Here is a 24,106-nt window from a genome sequence, read left to right as displayed (position 1 = left end):
CGGCCTATGAAGCTTGAGGAGATCACGCCGAACAGTTGCATTCGCGGATTGGTGCCACACCAGCTCGTAAAAGTAGTGGCGACTTTCCCGGTAGGTAATGCTATTGATGTGGTGTATGCCATGCCGGACGGTACTATTCGTCGGGAAATAATCGATGCGGATGCTGCTGCGGCGTGCTCCCTGTCGGGCGGAGAAAACGACGGTCCTCGTTTCGATGCGGATCCGGATGATTTCCGTCTGGCTGCCGAAGCGCTGCGCATTCATTACGCTGCATTGTATGATCCGATGGCTGCGGTGTATTCATCGAATATCGACCCGTTGCCTCATCAGATACGTGCCGTATATGAGGATATGCTGCCCAAAGTGCCCATGCGATTCCTGTTGGCGGACGATCCGGGTGCCGGCAAAACCATCATGGCCGGTCTCTATATCAAGGAGATGCTGCTTCGTTCGGCAGCTGAACGCGTAGCTATTGTCTGTCCGGGTGGATTGGCTGAACAATGGCATGATGAACTCGCGCAGAAATTCTCGCTTGACTTCGAAGTGATGAATCCCGCTATGCGATTCACGTCCCCGTCGGGCAATCCATTCCGTGATCATGACCGACTTATTATCCGCATGGACCAGGTTGCACGCAATGATGAACTGAGCGACATGATCGGCGAAGTGCATTGGGATATCGCCATTGTGGATGAGGCCCATCGCATGAGTGCTCATTTCAAAAACCAGTATGGTGATCTGGATCGCACCAATAGGTTCCGGCTAGGGGAGATGCTGGCTGAGACAGCGGAAAACCTACTGCTGATGACAGCCACGCCGCATTCCGGTAAGGAACAGGATTTCCAATTGTTCATGTCATTGCTGGACCGTGGCCGGTTCGCGGGACTGTATAAGCCGTCACGTCACCAACATACTGATACCGAAGGCTTGATGCGTCGCATGGTCAAGGAAGATCTGCGTACCTTTGACGGCAAACCACTGTTCCCGGAACGCCGTGCGGAAACCGTGTCGTATGCATTATCGCCAGGTGAGGCCGGTTTGTATCGGGATGTGACGAATTACGTGCGCTCTGGCATGAACGCGGCCGCTAAACTGCTGCAGGCTGATGGACGGCGAGCCAACAGTATCGGCTTCGCTTTGACTATTCTGCAACGTCGATTGGCATCGAGTCCCGAAGCGATTCTCCAATCATTGATTCGCCGTCGCGACAGGCTCTCGGATTTGTTGCGTCGCATCAAGGAGAATCCAGAAGCCATTGCCGCAATATTTGAGCCGTCAGTCAATGAGCCAACAGATGTCGATGATTATGACGATTTGTGGGATGAGACTGATGAGAACGGGCAAGGTCAACTCGAATTGGAACTTGATCAAGTGGTGGACTCCGCCACGGCAGCTCGCACCGGGCAGGAACTCGCTGACGAAATCAGCGTGCTGAATGATCTTGTTGCCAAAGCCAAAGAGGTTCGTGTCGCCGGCGTGGATGCGAAATGGTCACAGCTCGCCGATATCCTCCAACATCACGTTCTGGATTCGGGTACCGCCGAGCTGCCGCATAAGATGATTATTTTCACTGAACATCGGGATACGCTCACGTATCTATCACGCCGTGTCGCCTCGCTGTTGGGGCAGCCTGAAGCGGTAACGGTGATTCATGGTGGTATGAACCGTGATGAGCGTAAGGCAGTGCAGGAACGGTTCGTCAGTAACCCTGCAGTGCGTATTCTTGTGGCTACGGATGCCGCAGGTGAGGGGCTGAACCTTCAACGCGCTGATTTGATGGTCAATTATGATTTGCCATGGAATCCGAACCGCATCGAGCAAAGATTCGGTCGTATTCACCGTATCGGGCAGAAGCGCACCTGCTTCTTATGGAACCTCGTAGCGAAGAATACCCGCGAGGGTGAAGTCTATGGCAAACTACTGGGCAAGATTGAAACGATAGGCAAAGCCTACAGCGGTCGCTTGTTCAACGTATTGGGTGATGGCAGGGCATTCGACGGCAAGCCATTGAAGGATCTGATGATTCAAGCTATCCAATACGGCGATGATCCGCAGGTGCAAGCCAAACTTGACCAGGTCATCGACAGCAGCGTGCAGCAAGGATTGGATGGGCTTATCAGCGAACGATCCGCTCATCCAGAGATGTACCCCAGCCTCAATGTGCGCGAAGTACGTGAACTGATGGAAAAGACTCGCGAACGCAAGCTCCAGCCGGGTTATATTTCAGCGTTCTTCCTGTCTGCTTTCCAACGCCTCGGAGGCATGGCACGTCAACGTGAAACGAATCGTTGGGAATTGACCCACGTGCCAGTTGCCATACGCAAGCGCGCCGAGCAGATCGACAGGCATCATACGGTTGCTGATGCCTATGAACGCATCACGTTTGAACCTCGCCTCACACATCTTGGACAGGGCAAGCCGGATGCGCTGCTGATAGCGCCTGGCGTGCCATTGCTCGACGCCGTCACTAATCTCATCATCGACCAATATGGCGAGACTCTGGACCATGGCACGGTATTCGTGGATCGTACCGATACGCAACCTGACGAGCCGACCTTGATGGTTGCCGCTGAACAAACAATCACGGACGTGAAGGGTGATGCCATCTCTAGGCATTTCGATTATCTTCAGCTCGGGGAGCATGATAAACCGGCGTTTTCTCCCGCACCGCCGTATTTGGATTATGATCGCCCACGCGATGAGGAGAGCGGAGCCGTTACGCAACTGCTTGATTCTTCCTGGCTCCACGCTGATCATACCGATGTAATGCGCAGCATGGTGTACGAACAAGGCACCAAGCCCAGACTCGCCGAGCTGCAAGCTCGCAAAAGCGCTGAGAACGAGCATGTGCTCACTCAGGTCAAGGATCGACTCGGTGCGGAAATCAGCTACTGGTATGGCGAATACAACAGGCTCCATGATGAAGAACTTCATGGCAAGTATGGCAAGCACATGAGCGCAGGTCGTGCCATGAAACATGCCAAGGAGATGGAAGAACGGCTTGGTCAGCGTGAAAGGGAGTTGACTGAGGACGTTCTGCTTCGGGCCAAGCCAGCGGTTATTCGCGGTATGGCGCTTATCGTTCCTGAACGGCTGATTACACCATCGACGGCAATCAGGAAATCCAAACCTTTTGCTCAATCAACCGAAGAAGTTGACCGCCGTGCCATTGCACTGGCCATGCGTGTGGAACGTCGTTTGGGCCATACGCCAACCGAGATGCCGCATAGCAACAAGGGTTTTGACATTCGCTCCACCGACGCTCAAGGTCGTGCATACTTCATTGAGGTCAAAGGCCGTATCGACCTGCCCGAAGCGGACACGTTCACAGTGACCGCCAATGAAGTGGCGTTTGCGCAGTCGCAAGGTGATAGGCACAGGCTTGCACTTGTCCGTGTGAGTCCTGACGGGCAGGAACACGACACTATCCGATATGTGAGGGATGCATTCAGCCACATCACTCCAGCCCAGTCGACTCGATCGTTCAATGAACAGTTAGCCGATTACTGGAACAGGGGATATGATCCAGTAGTCATTCGATAACCGGGTTCATGCGATAGTAATGTGCGACAGACTCTTTAATGATTGGCGATGTGCCGGCGTGGGCGTTTGGAATTTGTGCTGATTTCCTTAATAATCCTTAATAGATTGTTGTGCTGGAAGTGAGGAGCTAGTGATGACGGACGCGCCGCGCAGGAAGAAACTTATTGAGACGGGCATTCCGCTGAAGAAGATCAATGAGGAATCCGCTCGCGAGAAGTCGTTGCGTCACGGCCTCCCATCCACGTTGCACTTGTATTGGGCACGTCGCCCGTTGGCTACGACTCGTTCGATTCTGTTCGCTCAACTGGTTGATGATCCGTCTTCTCACCCTGAACAGTTCCCCACGGTGGAAGCGCAGGATGCCGAACGTTCCCGACTGTATCGGTTGATGGAACGTCTGGCTCGTTGGGAGAACATCAATGATGCTGAACTGTACCGTGAAGCCAACCGTTTGATTACCGAATCGTGCCCGGGGGGGGGTCTCGGTGCTCGACCCGTTCGCGGGTGGCGGTTCGATACCGCTCGAAGCACAGCGACTCGGGCTGGAATCGCATGCCTCTGATCTGAACCCGCTGCCGGTAATCCTCAACAAGGCGCTTATCGATTTTCCGGCGCGTTTCTGCGGACAACCATCCGTCAATCCAGAATCGAGGATTTCCTCGGTGGACCGTGCCGAAGGCATGGCGGACGACATCCGCTACTACGGCAAAATGCTTCGCGACAAGGCGTTCGCGAAGGTTGGTCATCTGTATCCCAAGGTCAAAGACGAGAACGGCGAGGAGCACACCGTCATCGCTTGGATTTGGGCACGTACCGTCACCAACCCGAATCCTGCGAATCCCGTTCAGGTTCCTCTTGTCCGTTCGTGGTGGCTCAGCAAGAAGAAGGGGCACGAGGCTTGGATTAAGCCCATCGTCGAGGACGGCAAGATTCATTACGAGGTTCAGCATAATGCTGATGGGCCGAAGGGTGACGACGAGGGAACCGTCAATCGTAAGGGTGCTATTTCCATTGTTGACGGAACGCCTATTGACTTTAAGTACATCCGCGAAGAGGGACAGCAAGGTCGTATTGGTAGTCAGCTCATGGCTATTGTTGCGGATGGCGGTAGAGGTCGCTTGTATTTGTCAGCAGATGAACAACAATCAATAACCGCAATGTGTGGAAAACCCGATGACTACCCAGATGGGGACATCTTTGATTGGCCGGGTCGAATAAATGTTTTCCGTTACGGTATGACGGAGTTTGCTGACCTGTTCACGAACCGTCAGTTGACGGTATTGACGACACTCGCAGATACTGTCTCCGATGTCCGCGAGCAGGTACTTGCGGATGCGTTGGCCAAGGGCATGCCGCAGGGCGAGCCGCTGGATGTGGGCGGCACCGGTGCGCAGGCGTATGCGGATGCCATCAGTGTGTACCTAGCCCTTGCTGTCAGCCGTCAGACCGATTACAGCTCGTCTATTTGTGGTTGGAATATCAATCGTGAAGGCTTGCGTAATGTTTTTGCTCGTCAGGCGATACCTATGGCGTGGGATTATGCGGAAACTAACCCGTTTTCCTCTTCTTCTGGGAATATCCTCAGTCAGATAGGTTGGGTCGCTGAGGCTATTCAGAATGTACCAGCGCGTCCGCAGTGTGAGGCTCATCAGGCGGATGCGGCCACGCGGAATTACGCGAATGTTGCGGTGTCCACCGATCCACCGTACTACGACAACATCGGCTACTCGGATCTGTCGGACTATTTCTATGTGTGGCTGCGGCGCATGCTGAAGGACGTGCTGCCGTCCACGGTTCGTACGATGCTCACGCCGAAGGCGCAGGAGCTGGTCGCCAATCCATACCGTCATGGTGGCAAGGAGGGCGCTGCCGAGTTCTTTGTGGATGGTTTTAACCACGTGTTCGCACACATCCGAGAGACGGCGAATCTTGATGTGCCGATGACGGTGTATTACGCATACAAGCAACAGGACGAGAAGAGTGGTACCTCGACGGGTTGGTATGCATTGCTTGATGGTCTCATCAAAGCAGGATGGGAGATTACGGCAACCTTGCCGGTTCGCAGTGAACGAGGCGGACGCATGATAAGCGTTGGAACCAACGCCCTCGCTTCCTCCATCGTCCTTGCTTGCCGTCCCCGTTCTGCTGATGCTCCATCGGTGACAATGCGTATCTTCAACAGCGTGCTGCGTTCGGAACTAACTGAGGAACTGCGTACATTGATGGCATCTGGCATCGACCCCGTCGATCTGAGTCAGGCTGCCATTGGGCCGGGTATCAGCGTGTATTCGCGGTACTCCCGTATCCGTGAAGCGGACGGTTCGGATATGCCTGTCCAGAAAGCATTGGAAATCATCAACCGCACTGTCGATGAGGTCATGGGCGATGCGGACTCCGGCTATGATCCCGATACACGCTTCGCCGTGAAGTGGTACCAGTCATACGGTTGGAATCAGGAGAACACAGGTATGGCTGACCAGTTGGCTCGTGCCTGCGGTACTTCTCCCGATGCTCTGGTTCGCGGCGGTATGTTCGAGGCTGCTGGTGGCAAATCCCGTCTGCTCACACCTGATGAGATGAATGACGTGAACTGGAAGCCCTTGCAGGACGACCATGTGAGCCTCTGGGAAGCCTGTGTGCGCATGGCTGGAATCCTTGATTCCAATGGCATGGATAAGGTCGCTCCCGTTATGGCTGAGGCTGGTGAATTACTGTCTCTGGAGGATATTCGCGCGTTGGGCTTCCGCATGTACCACGAAGCCGAAAAACGTAAAGATACTGAGGGAGCCATCCGCTTCAACAGTCTTGTCTCCATGTGGGACGATCTGTCGGTTATGTCATCCAAGGAGACTGTAGTTCGACCACCGCTTCAGGGCGAATTGGACGTATAGGCGGAAGAATTCGGGATAAAGGAGTTCCATCATGGCAATCAATAACAGGGACCGTGTCGGCAAAGCGTTCGACTTCCTTTCCGAAGGATTGGTGGACCCGGTCGATGAGGTAATGCGAAGCGTATTCCATACGCCGGATTGGACAGACGCGTGGGCGAGAGCCGACCAGCAGCGATACGGCACCCCACTGCGAACGCTGAGCAAAAATGATGTGCAGGTGCAGCTTCGTGCCATTACCGAGTACGGGCGTGAATTTAATAGCATTCTTTCCCGTGCCCAGCAGTCGTATGCATCCGAGCTGAGGGAGACACGAAACCAGTGGGCGCATAGCCAGCCGTTTACCTCGGACGAGACCATTCGTGCCCTGAGTACCATCGAGCTGCTGCTGAACGCCGTCAACGCGCCGGATTCCGCTGCCGATGTGCGGAAGTTGCGCGACACGTTGCAACGTACCGTGTACGAGGATCACACGCGCAAGGCCAGCCAGCGCAAAATTATTTCTATAGATCCCACGCAAGGCATGAAACCGTGGCGTGAAGTCATCACGCCGCATATGGATGTGGCCACGGGTCGGTTCACCGCGTCCGAGTTTGCGGCGAATCTCTACGATGTGGCGGTTTCTCAGACCTCGTGTGTGCCGGGCAATGCCTATGGTGATCCGGTCGAGTTCTACAACCGTACCTACCTGACCGAGGGCCTGCGCGACCTGCTCACGCGTGCCATCCGACGCTTGGTAGGAGACAACAGCGGCTCGCCAGTGGTGAATCTCCAGACGAACTTTGGCGGCGGCAAAACCCACTCGCTGCTTGCGCTGTACCATTTGTTCGGCGATAAATCGGTTGTTGAGCTGTCGTCCGATGTGCAAAATCTTGTGGCAGGTCTCGGCGTACCGGTGTGGGCTCCAGGTGCAGTGCATCGTGCCGCTATCGTCGGTAATCAGCTCAATGTTGCCAAGCCAAGCATCAAACCGGACGGTACGCAAGTACATACCATCTGGGGTGAGCTCGCATGGCAGCTCGGCGGTGCGGAAGGCTATGCGATGGTGGCGGAAAACGACATCGCAGGCAAGCCGCCGGCGGATTCCCTCGACCGACTATTGCGCAAGTACAGCCCGTGCCTCATCCTCATCGACGAATGGGTGGCGTATGCCAAGCAGTTGGTTGGTCGCGACGATCTTCCTGCTGGCACGTTCGATGACCAGTTCACGTTCGCACAGACGCTGACCGAGGCTGCGGCATCAGTGCCGCATTGCATGCTTGTTGTCTCCATTCCTGCATCCGAGGATGGTGGTAAGGCCTCCAATCTGGAAGTTGGCGGCGAGAATGGCCAGGAAGCTCTGAAACGATTGCAGATGATCGTGCGTCGCCAAGCTGACCAATGGCGGCCATCCACGCGCGACGAATCGTTCGAAATCGTGCGCAAGCGTCTGTTCGAGGAACCTGACGCGGAAGCACAGGCACAAATCGCACTCACGGCCAAGCGTTTTGTGGACATGTACCGCGCTGACCCGAAGACGTATCCGACTGATGTGACCAGTGCGGATTATGACAAGCGCATTCGTGCTTCATACCCGTTGCATCCGGAGCTCTTGGATCGTCTCTATGAGGATTGGTCGAGTCTGGAGAATTTCCAGCGCACGCGTGGCGTGCTGACGCTGGTCTCGTCCATCATTCATGAGTTGTGGACAGGTGATGATAAAAACCCGCTGATTCTCCCTGGTTTTGTTCCGTTGGATTCTGAAACCATTTACTCGAATCTTGCCCAGTATCTGCCTGATTCGTGGAAAACCATCATCGATACAGATGTGTCTGGCCTGCAATCTACGGCCGCGCAAATCGACAATGACAGGCCTGCGCTTGGTCAGCGTTCGCTCACCCAGCGTATTTCGCGTGCAGTGTTCATGGGATCCGCGCCACGTGCAGGACTGCCCAATAGGGGCCTCGGTGTGCAGTATGTGTGGCTGGGCACAGCCACTCCCGGGGATGTGTACGGTAACTTTGGTACGGCGGTCAGCCAACTTGAGCAGCGTTCCACATATTTCTTTGTGGAAGGCTCCACATACCGCTATAGCCTGCAACCATCCATCACCAAGACGGCTCGTGACTATGCCGACCGTCTGCGTGAGGATCCGGCAAGCGTGTACAACGAAATCGTGCGTAGGCTTCAGCCGGAAGGCTCATCGGCTCGGCGTGGCAAATTCCGCCGTGTCTGCGTTGCTCCGGAAGGTACTGATGGTATTCCGGATACCGACCAGATCACGCTTGTTGTCATGCACCCGAAGTGGGCTATGGCCAAAGGCGAAGGCGAAGCGTCCGATGTGAAGCAGTGGGTGCGTGATGCGATAGAGCATCGTGGCTCCGCTCAGCGAGCCAACCGCAATATGTTGGTGTTCCTCGCAGCGGACCGCAGCGCGCTTGGCTTTGCGGAGGATGCCGCCCGCTCCTATCTCGGGTGGAAGCACGTGATTGAAGACGAAGTGCAGCTAAATCTCACCCGACAGCAGGTGGAACAGGCCAAGAATGCCTTGGCTGGATTCGACAAGACGCTGACTGATCGCGTCCGTAACGCGTACTGCTGGTGCATTTATCCTGAGCAGATTGACCCCAAGAGTGCGTACCGGTTGGCCGATATGCGCATTTCGGACAGTGGCGGCGACTCATTGGCCGAGCGTACGGGAAGCAGGTTACAGAATGAGGAACAGCTCATACCGGTATGGGCGGCAAGTGAATTGGGCCATGCCATTCATGATTACCTCGCTTCCGCATTCGTGAATGGTGTGTTGTCGGCGAAGACGGTGTGGGAGTGCATCACAAGATTCCCGTATATGCCGCGACTGGTTGATCGCGAAGTGTTCAACCATGCCATCGAAGAAGCGCCCAGTGCCGTACTAACCAGTGATGATCGATTTGCCATCGCATCCGGTCGGTACGATGATGGTCTCTTCCAGAACCTCGTTATTCCTGGTGAAACCAACGCCCATGCCGTGGTGCGGGTGACCGATTCCACACTCATCGTGGACTGGGATGTGGCGATGGCCGATTGGAATGCGACTCGTGTTCGGCATGAGGCCGATAAACAGTCCCATGTTGAAGCTGAGACCGGAGAGCTCATAGCGTCACATGACGCTCAGGGGCAAGAACCAACTCTGCATCAGGCAGAAAACGGAGTATCTGATGCGCAGCTGGTTGAGCCAAAAGAACCAAATGACAGTGTGATGCCTACGGTGGTTGAGCCGGCGTCGGTAAAGAAGAAGCGCTACTACGGTACTGCCACGCTTGATCCGGATTCGCTGAACCGTGACCTTGCGCGTATTACTGAGGGTATCCTCGATCAGCTTCGGTTCGCCGGCGCAAGCATCTCCCTGAGCTTGGAGATTCACGCTGAAAAACCCAGTGGCTTTGACGACGATGCCATCCGCATCATCAGCGATAACGCCAAGAACCTGAAACTGCACAACTCTGGTTTTGAGGAATCCTGATAGCAATAACAATGCGGATCGTAATCAGTTGGATTACGATCCGCATACGGTTGCTGCCTTGGCTGCCGGAATATGCTGCTTATATGGTGCTGTTTTATGCAGTGCAGTGCTGCTTATGCGGTGTTGTTATGAGTGCATATGACTGCATCACATAGATGATGCGGCTGCTATCAGCCTACGCCAGCACCTCCAAGCGGCTTTCGCCGTTGGGGGTGACGCGGCTGACGGAGATTTTCTCAGCAATCTGGTCTTTCAAGATGCCGACGTGGGAGATGATGCCGATATCGCGTGTTTTGGCGATGCGGCGCAGCATGTCCATCACATCGTCCAAATACTCCTCGGACAGTGAGCCGAATCCCTCGTCCACGAACAGCGTATCCATGGCGATGCCGCCGTTTTCCGCTTGGATGATATCCGCCAACGCCAACGCCAAAGCGAGCGACACGAAGAATGTCTCGCCGCCGGAAAGTGTGGCCGTGCTACGTTTCTCCTCGGTTCTGCGGTCGAATACGGTAATGGCCAATCCCAGCTTCTTACTGCCGGCTGTACTCTGTTCAGAGTCCTGATCCAATTGGAGTTCGTACACGCCACCTTGAATATCGTTCAGCAGATCGTTCGCACGGTCGAGCACATCGCGGAATCGTTCGGTTACGGCGAAGGTGATGAGCGACATTTTCCGCTTGTCTGCGGAAGGGGAGTTCTGATCCGCGTTCGCCAGAGATGCCATGCGCTGCAACGGTTCGAACTTCGTTACTGACTGCTGCCATGTGGTGACGCTTGTCTTGAGTTTCGTGGCGGCAGCATGCCAGGTGCTGCTCACGGTCTGCAAACTACCGGAGGCAGTGTTCGCCTTGGTGAGACGGTCGGTGGCTTGCTGCTCCTGTTCTTGGAACGTATCGAGATCGAGCTGGCTTACAGCGTTACCCAAAGAGGTGAGCGTTCCGTCATCGCAGTATGCCACCGCATCTGCGGAGACTGCCGTTGTGGAATCATCCTTTGCGGACTTGGTAACGGATGCAAGATCGAGTGCTTGTTTCATGGCATCATCGAGATCTGCTATGGCATGACGGAATTCCTCACGGGTGCGTTGCAGATGAGCCTGTGCCTCCGTGACTTCCGTATCGTACTGTTCGACGGATGTCTGCAGTGCCTCCCGCTGCTGCTCATCCAGAGCGGCATTGCAAGCATCCAGAACCGTGGAGAACTGGCTAGCGGTAAGCAGCCCGTCGATTGCCTGCTGGATTTCCTTGATCTGGCGTTGTTGCTCGTTCCATGTGGCTCGCTGCTCGGCGTGACGTTTCTCCAACGCATCGAGCTCGTCAAGCTTGCGCTGCAAATTCTTGGCTCGTTGCTGCTGCTCTTGAGCCGTATCTCGTGCGTTCTCGGCTTGCTCGCGTTCCTTGCGTACGGACTCATCGGTATAGCCCTTGGCATCCTGAACCGCTGTGTTGAGCCGCTTCTGTGCGTTATGTTCGCTTTCCTCCGCCGTGGCCTGAACTGTTTTCGCATCGTTGACAGCTTGCGTGGCCTTGTTAACGGAGTGAAGCTCGTCTTGCAATCGGACAAGGTGCTGTTCCGTGCTATCCAAATCGTTGAGTTGCTGCTGGATTTCTTCGATATTCCGCTGAGCCTGTTCAATGGAAAGCTGTTCGGATTGTTCGCGTTTGGCACTCAATGTGTTGGAGAGGCCAGTAAGCGTATTGCGAAGCTTTTCGGTGCTCTCACGGGCATCCTCATAGCGCTTTTCCAGAGCTTTCAACTCCTGCTGACTTACCGAGGAATCCGGTTGGCTCGCAAGCTGCGGATGATGCGTGCTGCCACATACCGGGCAGGGTTGACCCTCGGCAAGACCCTCTGCGTATTGTGCGGCACCGGACCGCAAGATGGCTGCGCGCATCGTTTCCAGTGTGCGCTGAGCGTCCTCTTCATGCTGTTCTGCCTCGTCAAGCTTCTTGCGTGTGGCGGGAATCGTTTCATCCGCCAACTGTTGCGCTTCCTCGGCATATTGGAGCATTTTGCGACTATGCTCCAGTTGGTCAGTAAGTCCCTTTCGACCGCCGAGACGCTGGTTGGCCTGTGTAATCTCCGCCTGAATATCATCAGCGCTTCTGAACGACTGCAACGTTTCGACGCACTCTTGCAAAGCGCTCTGGGCATGAGCGTGATGTGTTGCTGCTTGCTCATATTGCTGTTGCGCTTCCTTGGCGTTCTCAACCAGATGCTGATGTGCTGTTGCCTGTTCGAGTGCGACAAGTGCATCCTTCTCTCGGGCGCCTGCTGCGGTGGCAGCATCACGCTCCTGTTCGAGGGTTGCGCGGGGAGGATATGCGTCGAGCATATCCTGTGTGTCCTTCAGCTGCTCGTCTTGTTGTTCGTGAGCTTTTTCAGCGCGCATCAATTCATGGTGCTTGTCGATAATGGGTTGCGCTTCGTCGGAAGAAGCAATCCGGTGCTTCCATTCCTTGTATGCATTGTGCCGGGCGTGAAGATTATGGACTGCATCAAGATCTTCTTTTTCTTGCAGTGCATAGCCTCGCAGTTGCTCAACTGTCTGCCTGCGGCGTTGGGCTGATTCAGCGTCCTTCTGGGCTTGCTCTTGCTCGGATTCTCCGTCTTTCACGAGCTGCTTGAGTGTTGCGGATACGTTGGTAATCGTATCGGTAAGGGCATCATGAATTTCGCTGGCCGAGCGCACCGGGTAGTCAAGCTGCTCGGCATCATTCAAACCCCACTGTTGGGTATTAGGATGTTGTGTATCCACCGGTTGTGCTTGTTGTGCTTCTTCCGACAGTGCATCCAGCTGCTGCGGATCGTGCTGTGCGCCGGGTTGCGCGGCGATATCAGGACTCACTATCTGATCGGCGATGACGCGTGCATTCGCGATCTGGCTCTTCAAACTGGAGGCATTGTCGTTGACCGTGCCCTGCAACGCCTTGCGCTGTTCATTCAAATCGTCCTGAATCTGCTGATAGATTTCCGCACCCAGCAGGTCCTTGACCAGCCCGGTACGATCCTCCGGCTTCATTTTCAGGAATTCAGCGAACTGCCCTTGCGCCAGCATGATCGTACGGCTGAACTGCTTGCGATTCAGGCCGATCAGTCGCGTGATTTGAACGCCTACTTCCTTTTCTTTTGAAGCAACCGCCTCCGCATGGTTTTTCTCCTGCGCATAGTCGAAATATCGTTCCGGGTCGTTAATCCTCTCCTCAATCACGGCCTGAAGGCCACGGTTGATGTGCAAGAGCGTGGCCTTGGACGAGTGCCTGGTGGTGGGCTTATTGCCGTTGAGTGTGGGGTGATCATACGAAGGCGTGCGACGAATCTCGTAGTAGTCGTTGCCGGCTTTGAAGATCAGATCAACATAGGTTTCCGTACGTTCGTTCATAAGAAAACGCGAACGAAAACGTTGCTTCGATTCCGTTTCCTCGCCGCTGGACGTTGCCCCGGACGTGCCGCCATACAGGGCAAACGTCAGGCAATCCAAAATCGTGGTTTTACCGGCACCGGTCTCGCCGTCGATCAAAAACATGTGCGAACTGGTCAGCGCGGCGAAATCAATGGCGAACTCACCCTTGTACGGGCCCACGCCCCGGAATTTCATGGCAATCAGTTTCATCGCAACACTCCTTCATCACTATCGGTCATCGTTTCATCATGTGCACCGACAGCATTGCCGCCGGCATATTCCGCATACTGTTTGCGCACTCGTTCAATCGTGGACTGCAGTACTCGTTGCTCCGCCTTATCCGGTTCGCGGTTGAGCCGATCCAGCACGAATCGATTGAGTACTTCCGCTTCAGAGGTCACGTTGCGCAAATCGATGGTGGTGCTGCGCTCGTTGCCTGGCGTGCGGTCATAGATCACGTTTTTCTCCAACGCATGTGGATACCAGCTATCAATTTTCTGGTACAGCCCTTGCGGGAACTCGCTCACATGCACGTTGACCGACACCCAATCATTGCGGTGCTCTGCCGCATTGCCTTGAATCTCCTCCAGCGTGCCCTCCAACTGTGCGAACGGCGGTTCTTTGGAATCAACCGTCACTGTGTCGAAACCGCTTACTCCAGCATCCGTCGCCTCGAACAGCACCACACTTTTCCCGTTGCCCACCTGTGGCGGATCAAGACTTTCGGAGAACGAATAGGCGAGCAGCGAACCGCTGTACCGAGCCTGAGGCGTGCGATCAAGCGCAAACGTGGACTGTTCCACGGGTAATTCAGGAATCGAAACCCGCTGCGGACGATGCAAGTGTCCCAGCGCCAGATAATCCAGACCGGAATGCGAGAACAGTTCGGCAGGCACACTATCCAGACCGCCCACGGTGATTGCGCGTTCGGAATCGCAGGACTGCGCACCACTGACGAACGCATGAGCCATCAACAGTGCAGTCAACTGTGGGCATCGAGTTCGTTGCTGCGCAATATCGCGGGTAATCAGCTCCAGCGCCGCCCTCATCATGCCCTCATGAGAGCGAGGAATATGGTAATCGATGTCATGCTCATCCAGCATGCCTTGCAACTGGGAGCGCGCAGCATCCGGGTCGAGATACGGCAGTGCGTACACGGCCAATCGTTCGTTGCCGCGTTCAATCAGCACCGGCTCGGCAATACCATCGATTTCACAGCGCATATGGATATTCGGCTGCATCAGTGCAGCGCCGGCGCCGAGCCTTACAGCGGAATCATGATTGCCCGGAGTCATGATGATTTCCAATGGTTTACCGTCTACCTTCACATGGCCAAGCTGCGCGAACATCTCATTGAACAGTCGCACCGCGTCGCTCGACGGCATGGACAGATCATAAACATCGCCGGCCACACACAGTACCTCAACATGCTCGCGTTGAATCAGCTCAATCAACCATGCCAAAGCATTGCGCTGATATTCCAGCAAACTCACGCCCTTGAACCGGCGCCCGATATGCCAATCGGATGTATGCAGTACTCTCATGCCGCCTCCTTGTTTGAGCGACAGTCGCATGTATTCGTGCGGTTGCCGCTGTGTTCCGTTGTCTGTGTTGTTTGCATTCTAAGGGCGAAAATCAAGGTGGGTAAAAATTTTCCCTCAGTGCTTTTTCGGCTAAGAGTCACGCAATACTAACCGGATAATCAGCCCGCGATTACCCAAGGTAGAACTATGGGGGTAACGTGAGCGGTATGAGTAGTGAATCAACGGGTAAGCAGGTTGAAGCTGAAGCCAAAGCTAAGGCATCGATTTTTGACGGATGGAATGCGCCGCCGAATCTGGTCACATATTCGCGCATCGTACTGGTGATCATCTTCCTGGTACTGGATGTCATGGCCGGCGAATGGGGGGCGGACAACACCACGCTGCGCTGGGTCGCAGCAGTGCTGTTCATCATCGCCGCATCCACCGATAAAATCGACGGCTGGATGGCTCGTAAATACAATCAGGTCACCGAAATGGGCAAGCTCATGGACCCGATTGCAGACAAGCTGCTGACCTGTGGCGCCATGATTGTCTGCTCCGTGTTCGGCGAACTCGGCTGGTGGGTCACCATTCTGTTTCTGATTCGCGAGATCGGCATCACCGTGATGCGCTTCTTCGTCATGGAGCGCCCGGGCGGCAAGGTGATCGCCGCCGCATGGCCCGGCAAGTTGAAGACCGTGTTCCAGTGCGTTGGCCTGTCCATGCTGCTGCTGCCGATGTGGACGTTTGAGACGAGCGCCACCACGCCCCTGTGGCTCACCGCCTACTACTTCCTGACGTACACGATTATTTACGTGGCATTGGTGCTCTGCCTCTACTCCGGTGGTGTGTACCTGTACAACACGTTTGTGGCGCCGAAGAAGGCTGAGAAGTAAATCGATGCCTCGGGTCATATAGGAAACGTGGGATGGGATGCGGCTTAGGCTGCATCCCATTTTCGTAGCGGCTAGTGTATGCAGGAGCTTATGCGTGCGCAAGCTGATTATGCGAGATGAAGTACTGCTGGGTGTGTGCCCAGAGAGGATTGTTGCTATGGGAACGGTGAGTACTATGGACGAGCGTCAACTGCGCCTAGCCTGTGATGATGCAGCTGTGCGGATTCTGAAGACTTGCGAGGCACATAGCGCGAAAATCGCGTGCGCCGAATCGCTGACCGGCGGACTGCTTGCGGATGCTTTCGTGCGTATTCCGGGGGCTTCGCATGTGTTCCTCGGCTCGGCCGTCACCTACGACATCAAAGCCAAGGCGTCCATATTGGGCGTTGATCATGACTTGTTGGAGCGTGAAGGTGCCGTGCATCCCGAGGTGGCGCGGCAGATGGCTGCGGCAACGGCGAAGCTATACGCACAGCCGGAGTATGGCGAGCGAATCATCGGCCTTTCCACCACGGGTGTGGCCGGCCCCGGCCCAGATGGCGACAAACCGGCGGGATTGGTGTACATCGGATTCAGCATCCCAGCAGAGCTTGCGGGCGGAGCTACGTCCGCATCCGGCGTGAACCCGCGTATCGAAGCCGTGGAGCTGCGCCTCTCCGGCACCCGTGAATCGGTGCGATTACAGACGGTGTTCAACGTGCTGAAGCACTTGAACGGATTGCTGCAATAGTCGCATCAGTAAAACTTGAGTCTATTTACAGCAACTTTTCAGGAATAAAACCGGGGGCATGTGGTGTTGAACCTTATGGAAACACTGAATAGGCCTGGAAGGGGGCTACGGCGATGGAAACGATGACACGAGCGAATGAGCAGATGGATGTTGCCGTCAAGAATCCGATGAGCGTGCAGCCGGGTGTGGCGCGCATGCGCGAACTGACGCCGGCCCAGCGCCGTGCGGTAATGTTTGCCCAGCAGCAGGTGATTAAGGCTCAGGCTGCAAAGAAAGCCAAGGATGAGCGCGAAGCCGCTCGTATGCGTATGTGGCAGGAAGAAGAGGGCGGTGTGAAGCCTCGCACTACGGTGCAGAGCGTGGCTGCCGAATCCGATGAGCATGATGTGACTCTGCGTGAGGCAATCGGCCATGTGCTGCGCGACCTGCGTACGCGCGATCGTCGCACGCTGCGCGAGGTGTCCGAGAAGGCCGGCGTGTCTTTGGGATATCTTTCCGAGGTTGAGCGTGGCCAGAAGGAAGCGAGCTCCGAATTGCTCAGTTCGATTGCGGATTCTCTGGGCGTGAGCACCGCGCAGATGCTGCGCATGGTGGCTGATTATTTGGATTCCGTAAACAAGTAATTGCATCCAGCGCTCATTGCTGATAGAGCAGTACGTTTGGCGGGCATATGACTTTCAAGTCGTGGCCCGCCTTTGTTATGCGTTCGCAGCTGAATGCGGATACCTGTTCGCCGGATGTGGCACACTATCGGGTATGCGTGAACGTGAGTTTTGGGAATTGCTGGAGGAAGTGTTCGGCCGCAGCTACGGGCGTTCGCTTGCCCTCGATCAGCGTATGCCAAAATTGGCGAACATGACGGTTCTTGAAGCATTGGATGCCGGCGAAGAGCCGCGTGTGGTGTGGAATGTGCTGTGCGATCACATGGAAGTGCCGGATTCCAAGCGTTGGGGGCATGACCATAACGCGCCGCCGCTGCCTGCCGCTTAGCTGTTGAGACGGTATGGGCGTGTCGCGCGCGAATTTCGAACAAATGTTCGTGTAGTGGGTTATAGTTATCCACAGTGAATGAAGCCACATACATGTGTGCGGTGCGCGAAAACACCTGGTGAAGCCATACGGCAGTAAGGTTTTCGGGCTTTCGCGTGACGTGTGCGGCAAGCTGGAACCACAAAGGCCGGTTGCGCTTGCTGCATTGGGTCGCCATTGCATACGGTGGATGGTAACCAACCGCACACGACTTCGATAAGGAGAAGATCATGGCACAGGAGACCAAGTCGGCGCAGAAACCGGCAGGTGCGGCCGAACACGAGATTGATCCGAAGCGCAAGGCTGCGCTGGATGCCGCGCTGGCTCAAGTCGAGAAAAGCTTCGGCAAAGGCTCGGCTATGAGGCTGGGGGACAGGCCGGAACAGAATGTTGAGGTGATTCCCACCGGCTCCCTTGCTCTCGACATGGCGTTGGGCATCGGCGGTCTGCCTAAGGGCCGCATCGTGGAGATCTACGGTCCTGAATCCTCGGGTAAGACCACGCTCGCCTTGCATGTGGTGGCCAACGCCCAAAAGAAAGGCGGTGTGGCGGCCTACATCGACGCCGAACACGCGCTCGACCCGGCATATGCGCGCAAGCTCGGCGTGGATACCGATTCGCTGATCGTTTCCCAGCCGGATAACGGCGAACAGGCGTTGGAAATCGCGGATATGCTGATTCGCTCCGGTGCCTTGGACGTAATCGTCATCGATTCGGTGGCGGCTTTGGTGCCCAAGGCTGAAATCGACGGCGATATGGGAGACAGTCATGTGGGCTTGCAGGCGCGACTCATGAGCCAGGCGCTGCGCAAGATGACCGGCGCGCTCGCCCAAGCAGGCACCACTGCGATTTTCATTAACCAGCTGCGTGAAAAGATCGGCGTGTTCTTCGGTAACCCGGAAACCACCACGGGTGGTAAGGCGCTGAAATTCTATGCTTCGGTTCGTATGGATATTCGCCGTATCCAGACCATCAAGAACGGTGACGAGGCTGTGGGCAATCGCACCCGTGTCAAGGTGGTGAAGAACAAGATGGCACCGCCGTTCAAGTCAGCCGAATTCGACATGCTCTACGGTGAAGGCATCTCCCGCGAGGGTTCGGTGATCGACATGGCTCAGCAGGTCGGTGTGGTCAAGAAGTCCGGTTCCTGGTTCACCTATGAGGGTGATCAGCTCGGCCAAGGCCGTGAGAAGGTTCGCCAGTTCCTCAAGGACAATCCGGCCATCACCGAGGAAATCGAGAACAAGGTCAAGGCGCAGTTCGGTCTGATTGCACCATCCGACCAGTTTGCGGAAGATGAGGAGGCTGCAGCCGCGGCGGCAGCTAGCGAGGCCGCAGCAGCGGATGCAGCCAAGGATAGTAAGGCTGCGGCAGCCAAGTCCGCCCGCGCCGCTAAGGCAGCGCCGGCTAAGGAAACTCCGGCGAAGGCCTGAACGTGATTAGTGCCGAAGCGTTTCTGCGGCACAACCCGGTTGTGCTGCAGACTGCTGGTGAGCCAGAAGCGGAAGGTGACTCGTCTTTTGGCGTTGTTGAGGACTCTGCTCGTAGCTTGTCCAATGATTCCGCGCATGAAGGCGAGGCGGTTATTGCTGTTCCACGTAGGCGCGGTACGCCTACGTGGAACTCACGGTCTGCTGGGAATGCGGTTGCCGAAGATTCTGGTGATGTCGATGCCTGTCGTGAAGCCGCATTGCGATTGCTGGATGCTGCACCACGTTCATCGGGGGCTCTGCATGACCGTCTGCTCGGCAAAGGCTATGCCGAAGACGTAGTCGACGGTGTTATTCAGCGTCTGATTGCAGTGCATCTCATTAACGACCATGACTATGCGGAATCGGTAGTGCGCATATGTGCGAATCGCATGATGGGCCGTCGCGGTGCCATGATGGAGCTTGCCCGTAAAGGTGTTGATCGTGCGCTGGCAACCGAAGTCACCGATGAAGCTGAGCAGAACGGTGTGTTTGAGGAAGCGGCATGGGAGCTGGGGCGACGGGTGGCACGGAAGACCGAGGGCTTGGAGCGCCAAGTGCGTCAACGCCGCTTTTGGTCGGCTGGAGGACGCAAAGGTCACAATCCGGCGATTCTGCGGGAGGTTGCTGCTGAGCTGCTGAATTAATCAACTGATACTTGCTCCCCGGTTTTCCCGTGGGATGCTGCTGCACTCTAGTTCGGAACGAGGGCGGCACATGCATGTGTTCGGGTTTTCCACTCTTCTCCACACCATATGTATAATTGCACGCTTGAGACCTCTTGATGGCCGCGGCCGTGAACTTCATTGGGAACGGCTGAGGAACTTCCGGGCTCCATAGAGCACGATGGCGGATAACGTCCGCCCAGGGTGACCTGAGAGATAGCGCAGCAGAGAACAGACCGCCTGCGTAAGCGGGTAAGGGTGAAACGGCGGTGTAAGAGACCACCGGGCCTCTGGTAACAGTAGGCCGCATGGCAAGCCTCATCGGGAGCAAGGCCAAGCAGATGGCGGTAAGGGCTGCTCGCCCGTGCCATCGGGTAGGCTGCTAGAGCTTGGCGGCAACGTCAGGTCGAGATGGATGGCCATCCGTCTGCGGCGTCCGCGCCACAGACGACAGAACCCGGGGTATAAGAGGTCTCAATCAACTTCTTTCCAAATACTCAGTGTATGTGTTGGGTTGTTTCATAATCGAGTCAGCGAAGAAACATATTGCTTTGAGCGAGTCGCTGGGCGAGTTGCCAAGGATTCGCGCAATGTTCGTCTACAATGAAACTTACCCAAGCGGTGATGATGCCGTTTGGACCACATATAGCGGGTAACACCGCTTGAGTTATTAGGAGGTCAACATGGAAATCGTCGTTACCGGACGTCACACACAGATCAAGCAAAGGTTCCGTGATGTTGTTGAGTCCAAGATGAATCGTGTGACCGCTATCGCCCCGGATGCTCAGCGTGCACAGATTGTGCTGACCCATGAGGGCAACCCGCGTCAGGCCGATACCGCCAAGCGCGTGGAAATCACCGTTATCGCCGGTCGCACAGTGGTTCGCGCCGAGGCTTCCAGCACGGACGAGTTCAGTGCACTGGATATGGCGCTCGACAAGCTGACGCTTCGTCTGCGCCGCACCCGCGATCGCCGCAAGGACCATCGTCGTGGCTACACCAACCCGGTGCCGGTCGATTTGGGCGTTGCCGCTCCGGAACCCGAGGTCGAAGAGCCCGAGGAGGAGCCGAACAACAGCCCGGCAGCCGCAGTCGCTTCCGACCTTGGCCCAGGCGAATCCGTGGAAGTCCAGGTTGGCGATACGCCGATTGTCATCCGCCGTAAGCTGCACATTGCAGAGCCGATGAGCATTGACGAGGCTCTGTACGAGATGGAGCTTATCGGACATGACTTCTTCCTGTTCGTCAACAAGGAAACCGGTCGTCCGTCCGTCGTCTACCACCGTCACGGCTGGAGCTACGGCGTCTTTGAGATCGACACTCCGGAGAATGTCAAGAAGGACTGATTACCGCAATACAGTAACAACTGAGTAGTTCATAGGCCGCTTCCCGATTAGGGGAGCGGCCTTTTTTCGTAATTTGGCCGAAAAAATCGGAGAAGCTGGGTGACAAGCGGTATTCTGATACGCGGAACCACCGAAATCAATCAAGGGAGAACCCAGTGGTCGATATTGTTGACAAAGCCCTACGCATGGGTGAAGGTCGCCAGATTAAGAAACTTGAAGGCGTGGCCAAGGCCGTGAACGCCTTGGAAGATGAAATCTCCGCCCTTTCGGATGAGGACCTGAAGGCCCAAACCCCGAAGTTCAAGCAGCAGATCGAAAACGGCAAGAGCCTGGACGAGATCATGCCGGAAGCATTCGCCACCGTGCGCGAGGTTTCCAAGCGTACGCTCGGCCAGCGCCACTTCGACGTGCAGCTAATGGGTGGTGCCGCCCTGCACTGGGGCAACATCGCCGAAATGAAGACCGGTGAAGGCAAGACCCTTGTGGCCACCCTGCCGAGTTACCTCAACGCCCTGGAAGGCAAGGGCGTGCATGTGGTCACCGTGAACGACTACTTGGCCAGCTACCAGAGCGAGCTGATGGGCCGCATCTACCGCTTCCTCGGCATGTCCGTAGGCTGCATCATCACCGAGCAGAAGCCGCCGGAGCGTCGCAAGCAGTACAACGCGGACATCACCTACGGCACCAACAACGAGTTCGGCTTCGATTACCTGCGTGACAACATGGCGTGGGAGAAGGCCGATCTTGTGCAGCGTGGCCATCACTACGCCATCGTCGATGAGGTCGACTCCATCCTCATCGATGAGGCCCGTACCCCGTTGATCATCTCCGGCCCGGCCGAAGGCGACGTGACCCGTTGGTACCGCCAGTTCGCCAAGCTGGTGCTGAAGCTCACCCGCGACGAGGACTATGAAGTCGACGAAAAGAAGAAGGTCGTCGGCATTCTTGATCCGGGCATCACCAAGGTCGAGGACTTCCTCGGCATCGACAACCTGTATGAGCCGGCAAACACCGCTCTAATCGGTTACCTGAACAACGCCATCAAGGCCAAGGAACTGTTCATCAAGGATAAGGACTACGTCGTCACCCAGGGCGAAGTGCTCATCGTCGACGAGCACACCGGCCGTATCCTGCCGGGCCGCCGCTACAACGAGGGCCTGCATCAGGCCATCGAAGCTAAGGAAGGCGTGGAAGTCAAGGCCGAGAACCAGACCTTCGCCACCATCACCCTGCAGAACTACTTCCGTATGTACGACAAGCTCGCAGGCATGACCGGTACCGCAGAAACTGAAGCCGCCGAGTTCATGAACACCTACAAGCTGGGCGTGCTGCCGATTCCGACCAACAAGCCGATGATCCGTAAGGATCAGGACGATCTCATCTTCCGTACCAAGAAGGAGAAGCTCGCCGCCATCGTCAAGGACGTGGCCAAGAGGCATGCCAAGGGCCAGCCGGTGCTGCTCGGTACCGCTTCCGTGGAAAGCTCCGAAGTGGTCTCCACCCTGCTCGATGTGGCTAAGATCCCTCACCAGGTGCTGAACGCCAAGCAGCATGAGAAGGAAGCCGCAGTCGTGGCAGTGGCCGGTCGTAAGGGCTCCGTGACCGTGGCCACCAACATGGCCGGTCGTGGTACCGATATCATGCTCGGCGGCAACGTTGAATTCCTCGCCGATGCCAAGCTCAAGGCCGAGGGCTACTCGCCGGAAGATACCCCGGAAGAGTATGAGAAGCGTTGGCCGGGCACTTTGAACGAGATTAAGGCCCAGGTCAAGGATGAGCACGAGGAAGTCAAGAAGCTTGGCGGCCTGTACGTGCTCGGCACCGAACGCCACGAATCCCGCCGTATCGACAACCAGCTGCGTGGTCGTTCCGGCCGTCAGGGCGATCCGGGCGAATCCCGCTTCTACCTGTCCCTCGAAGACGATCTGATGCGCCTGTTCAACACCCAGCTCGTGGCTCAGGTCATGGCCAAGGGCATGGAGGAAGGCCAGCCGATCGAATCCAAGTCCGTGACCAAGGGCGTGCGCACCGCACAGAAGGCCGTGGAATCCCGTAACTACGAGATTCGTAAGAACGTGCTGAAGTACGACGACGTGATGAACAAGCAGCGTACCGTCATCTACTCCGAACGTCAGGCCGTGTTGAAGGGCGAGGACATTCACGAGGATATCGAGCGTTTCATCGCCGACACCGTCGAGTCCTACGTCAAGGGTGCCGAAAAGGGTTCCGACAAGCCCAAGGATTGGGATTGGGACGGCCTGTTCAAGGCGCTCAACACCGTAGTGCCCACCAAGGTGACCGTTGACGAGGCCAAGGAAGCCGCCGGCAAGCTTAAGGGCGAAAAGGCCGTTGAAGCCGTGCGCGACCTCATCGTCAAGGACGCCAAGGAGAAGTACGACGAGCTCGAGAAGACCATCGGCGAAAGCGGTCTGCGTGACCTCGAACGCCGCGTGGTGCTCGCCGTGCTCGACCGCAAGTGGCGTGAACACCTCTACGAGATGGATTACCTGAAGGACGGCATCGGTCTGCGCGGCATGGGTCAGCGCGACCCGCTGGTCGAATACCAGCGCGAAGGCTACCAGATGTACAACTCCATGATCGAAGCCATCAAGGAGGAGTCCGTCCAGCTGCTGTTCCACATCGACGTCAAGCAGGTCGCCGCCACTCAGGATGCGAACTCCACCGATGATGAAGACGCCGCCGTGGCCGCCGCCGAAGGCGCAACCGGTGTTTCCGAGTCTTCCGATGGTGCTGATTCCGCCGCAACCGTGGCCGCTGGTCCGGATGAAGACGGTGAGAGCGAAGAGGAAGCCGCCGAAGGCGAAACCGAGGAGGAATCCGAGGAAGACGCCGAGGAAAAGCAGGCCATCGCTGATTCCGCCGCCGCTTCCGCTGCCGGCGACGCCACGCTGCCGGTGTCCGGTCCGGCTCCGATCAGCCACGCCGAAGGTAAGGTTCCGGCTGCCAAGCGTCCGAAGAGCGACGAACTGAAGACCCCGTGGGCCGATGGTCGTACGTTCCCGGGCACTGGCAAGAACGCTCCGTGCCCGTGCGGTTCTGGTCGTAAGTACAAGATGTGCCACGGTCAGAACGAAAAGTGATCTGCTGAGCTCTGCGGCACAGTAAGGCA

The 24,106-nt window shown here is 56.2% G+C and carries 14 protein-coding genes and 1 other RNA gene; 13 read left to right on the top strand and 2 right to left on the bottom strand.

All coding sequences use genetic code 11. The features are described from left to right. Positions 1-6: 6 nt before the first annotated feature. The 4 genes from JS530_RS08240 to JS530_RS08230 all read left to right on the top strand — a co-directional run bounded on the left by JS530_RS08240 (position 7) and on the right by JS530_RS08230 (position 9,912). Complete coding sequence (locus JS530_RS08240) at positions 7-3,543, top strand: helicase-related protein (protein WP_214376700.1); 3,537 nt, start codon at positions 7-9, stop codon at positions 3,541-3,543. Between the two features lie 133 nt (positions 3,544-3,676). Then, positions 3,677-4,105, top strand: coding sequence for a DUF1156 domain-containing protein (locus tag JS530_RS10835; RefSeq protein ID WP_240541154.1), 429 nt, complete (start codon positions 3,677-3,679; stop codon positions 4,103-4,105). After that, positions 4,029-6,434, top strand: coding sequence for a DUF1156 domain-containing protein (locus JS530_RS08235; RefSeq protein ID WP_240541153.1), 2,406 nt, complete (start codon positions 4,029-4,031; stop codon positions 6,432-6,434). The genes JS530_RS10835 and JS530_RS08235 overlap by 77 nt, the downstream gene beginning before the upstream one ends. 31 nt (positions 6,435-6,465) lie before the next feature. Then, complete coding sequence (locus JS530_RS08230) at positions 6,466-9,912, top strand: Swt1 family HEPN domain-containing protein (protein ID WP_214376699.1); 3,447 nt, start codon at positions 6,466-6,468, stop codon at positions 9,910-9,912. Positions 9,913-10,087: 175 nt separating this feature from the next. On the opposite strand, the gene JS530_RS08225 is transcribed toward JS530_RS08230, so the two are convergent. Together JS530_RS08225 and JS530_RS08220 are read right to left on the bottom strand one after the other, a co-directional pair. Next, positions 10,088-13,528 (bottom strand): AAA family ATPase, encoded by a 3,441-nt coding sequence (locus JS530_RS08225; RefSeq protein ID WP_214376698.1) that lies wholly within the window; start codon positions 13,526-13,528, stop codon positions 10,088-10,090. Next, complete coding sequence (locus JS530_RS08220) at positions 13,525-14,862, bottom strand: metallophosphoesterase family protein (RefSeq protein ID WP_214376697.1); 1,338 nt, start codon at positions 14,860-14,862, stop codon at positions 13,525-13,527. Before JS530_RS08220 ends, JS530_RS08225 begins: the two co-directional genes overlap by 4 nt. 206 nt (positions 14,863-15,068) lie before the next feature. Between JS530_RS08220 and pgsA the strand changes: the two genes are divergently transcribed. The 9 genes from pgsA to secA all read left to right on the top strand — a co-directional run bounded on the left by pgsA (position 15,069) and on the right by secA (position 24,077). Next, complete coding sequence (gene pgsA, locus JS530_RS08215; RefSeq protein WP_214376696.1) at positions 15,069-15,737, top strand: CDP-diacylglycerol--glycerol-3-phosphate 3-phosphatidyltransferase; 669 nt, start codon at positions 15,069-15,071, stop codon at positions 15,735-15,737. A gap of 157 nt (positions 15,738-15,894) precedes the next feature. Beyond that, positions 15,895-16,467 carry a CinA family protein gene (locus tag JS530_RS08210; protein WP_425350863.1) on the top strand — a complete coding sequence of 191 codons (573 nt, stop codon included), beginning with the start codon at positions 15,895-15,897 and terminating at the stop codon, positions 16,465-16,467. Positions 16,468-16,580: 113 nt separating this feature from the next. Then, complete coding sequence (locus tag JS530_RS08205) at positions 16,581-17,090, top strand: helix-turn-helix domain-containing protein (protein ID WP_214376695.1); 510 nt, start codon at positions 16,581-16,583, stop codon at positions 17,088-17,090. A 133-nt stretch (positions 17,091-17,223) separates the two neighbouring features. Continuing rightward, positions 17,224-17,457, top strand: a complete 234-nt coding sequence (locus JS530_RS08200) for a DUF3046 domain-containing protein (RefSeq protein ID WP_214376694.1) — start codon at positions 17,224-17,226, stop codon at positions 17,455-17,457. Between the two features lie 269 nt (positions 17,458-17,726). Then, a complete protein-coding gene (recA, locus tag JS530_RS08195; RefSeq protein WP_214376693.1) occupies positions 17,727-18,929 on the top strand; it encodes a recombinase RecA in 1,203 nt (400 codons plus the stop codon). 2 nt (positions 18,930-18,931) lie between these two features. Then, entirely contained in the window at positions 18,932-19,612 is a 681-nt protein-coding gene (locus JS530_RS08190; RefSeq protein WP_214376692.1) for a regulatory protein RecX, read from the top strand. Positions 19,613-19,737: 125 nt separating this feature from the next. After that, an RNA gene (gene rnpB / locus JS530_RS08185) (RNase P RNA component class A) lies at positions 19,738-20,111 on the top strand. Between the two features lie 202 nt (positions 20,112-20,313). Beyond that, positions 20,314-20,976 carry a ribosome hibernation-promoting factor, HPF/YfiA family gene (gene hpf, locus JS530_RS08180; protein ID WP_214376691.1) on the top strand — a complete coding sequence of 221 codons (663 nt, stop codon included), beginning with the start codon at positions 20,314-20,316 and terminating at the stop codon, positions 20,974-20,976. Between the two features lie 155 nt (positions 20,977-21,131). Next, positions 21,132-24,077 (top strand): preprotein translocase subunit SecA, encoded by a 2,946-nt coding sequence (gene secA / locus JS530_RS08175; protein ID WP_214376690.1) that lies wholly within the window; start codon positions 21,132-21,134, stop codon positions 24,075-24,077. Positions 24,078-24,106 lie beyond the last annotated feature (29 nt).

The sequence above is a fragment of the Bifidobacterium colobi genome (genome assembly GCF_018555455.1).
Classification (GTDB): Bacteria; Actinomycetota; Actinomycetes; order Actinomycetales; family Bifidobacteriaceae; genus Bifidobacterium; species Bifidobacterium colobi.
Note: the sequence above shows the minus strand (reverse complement) of the source record. Positions and strands in the feature narration are given on the sequence as shown.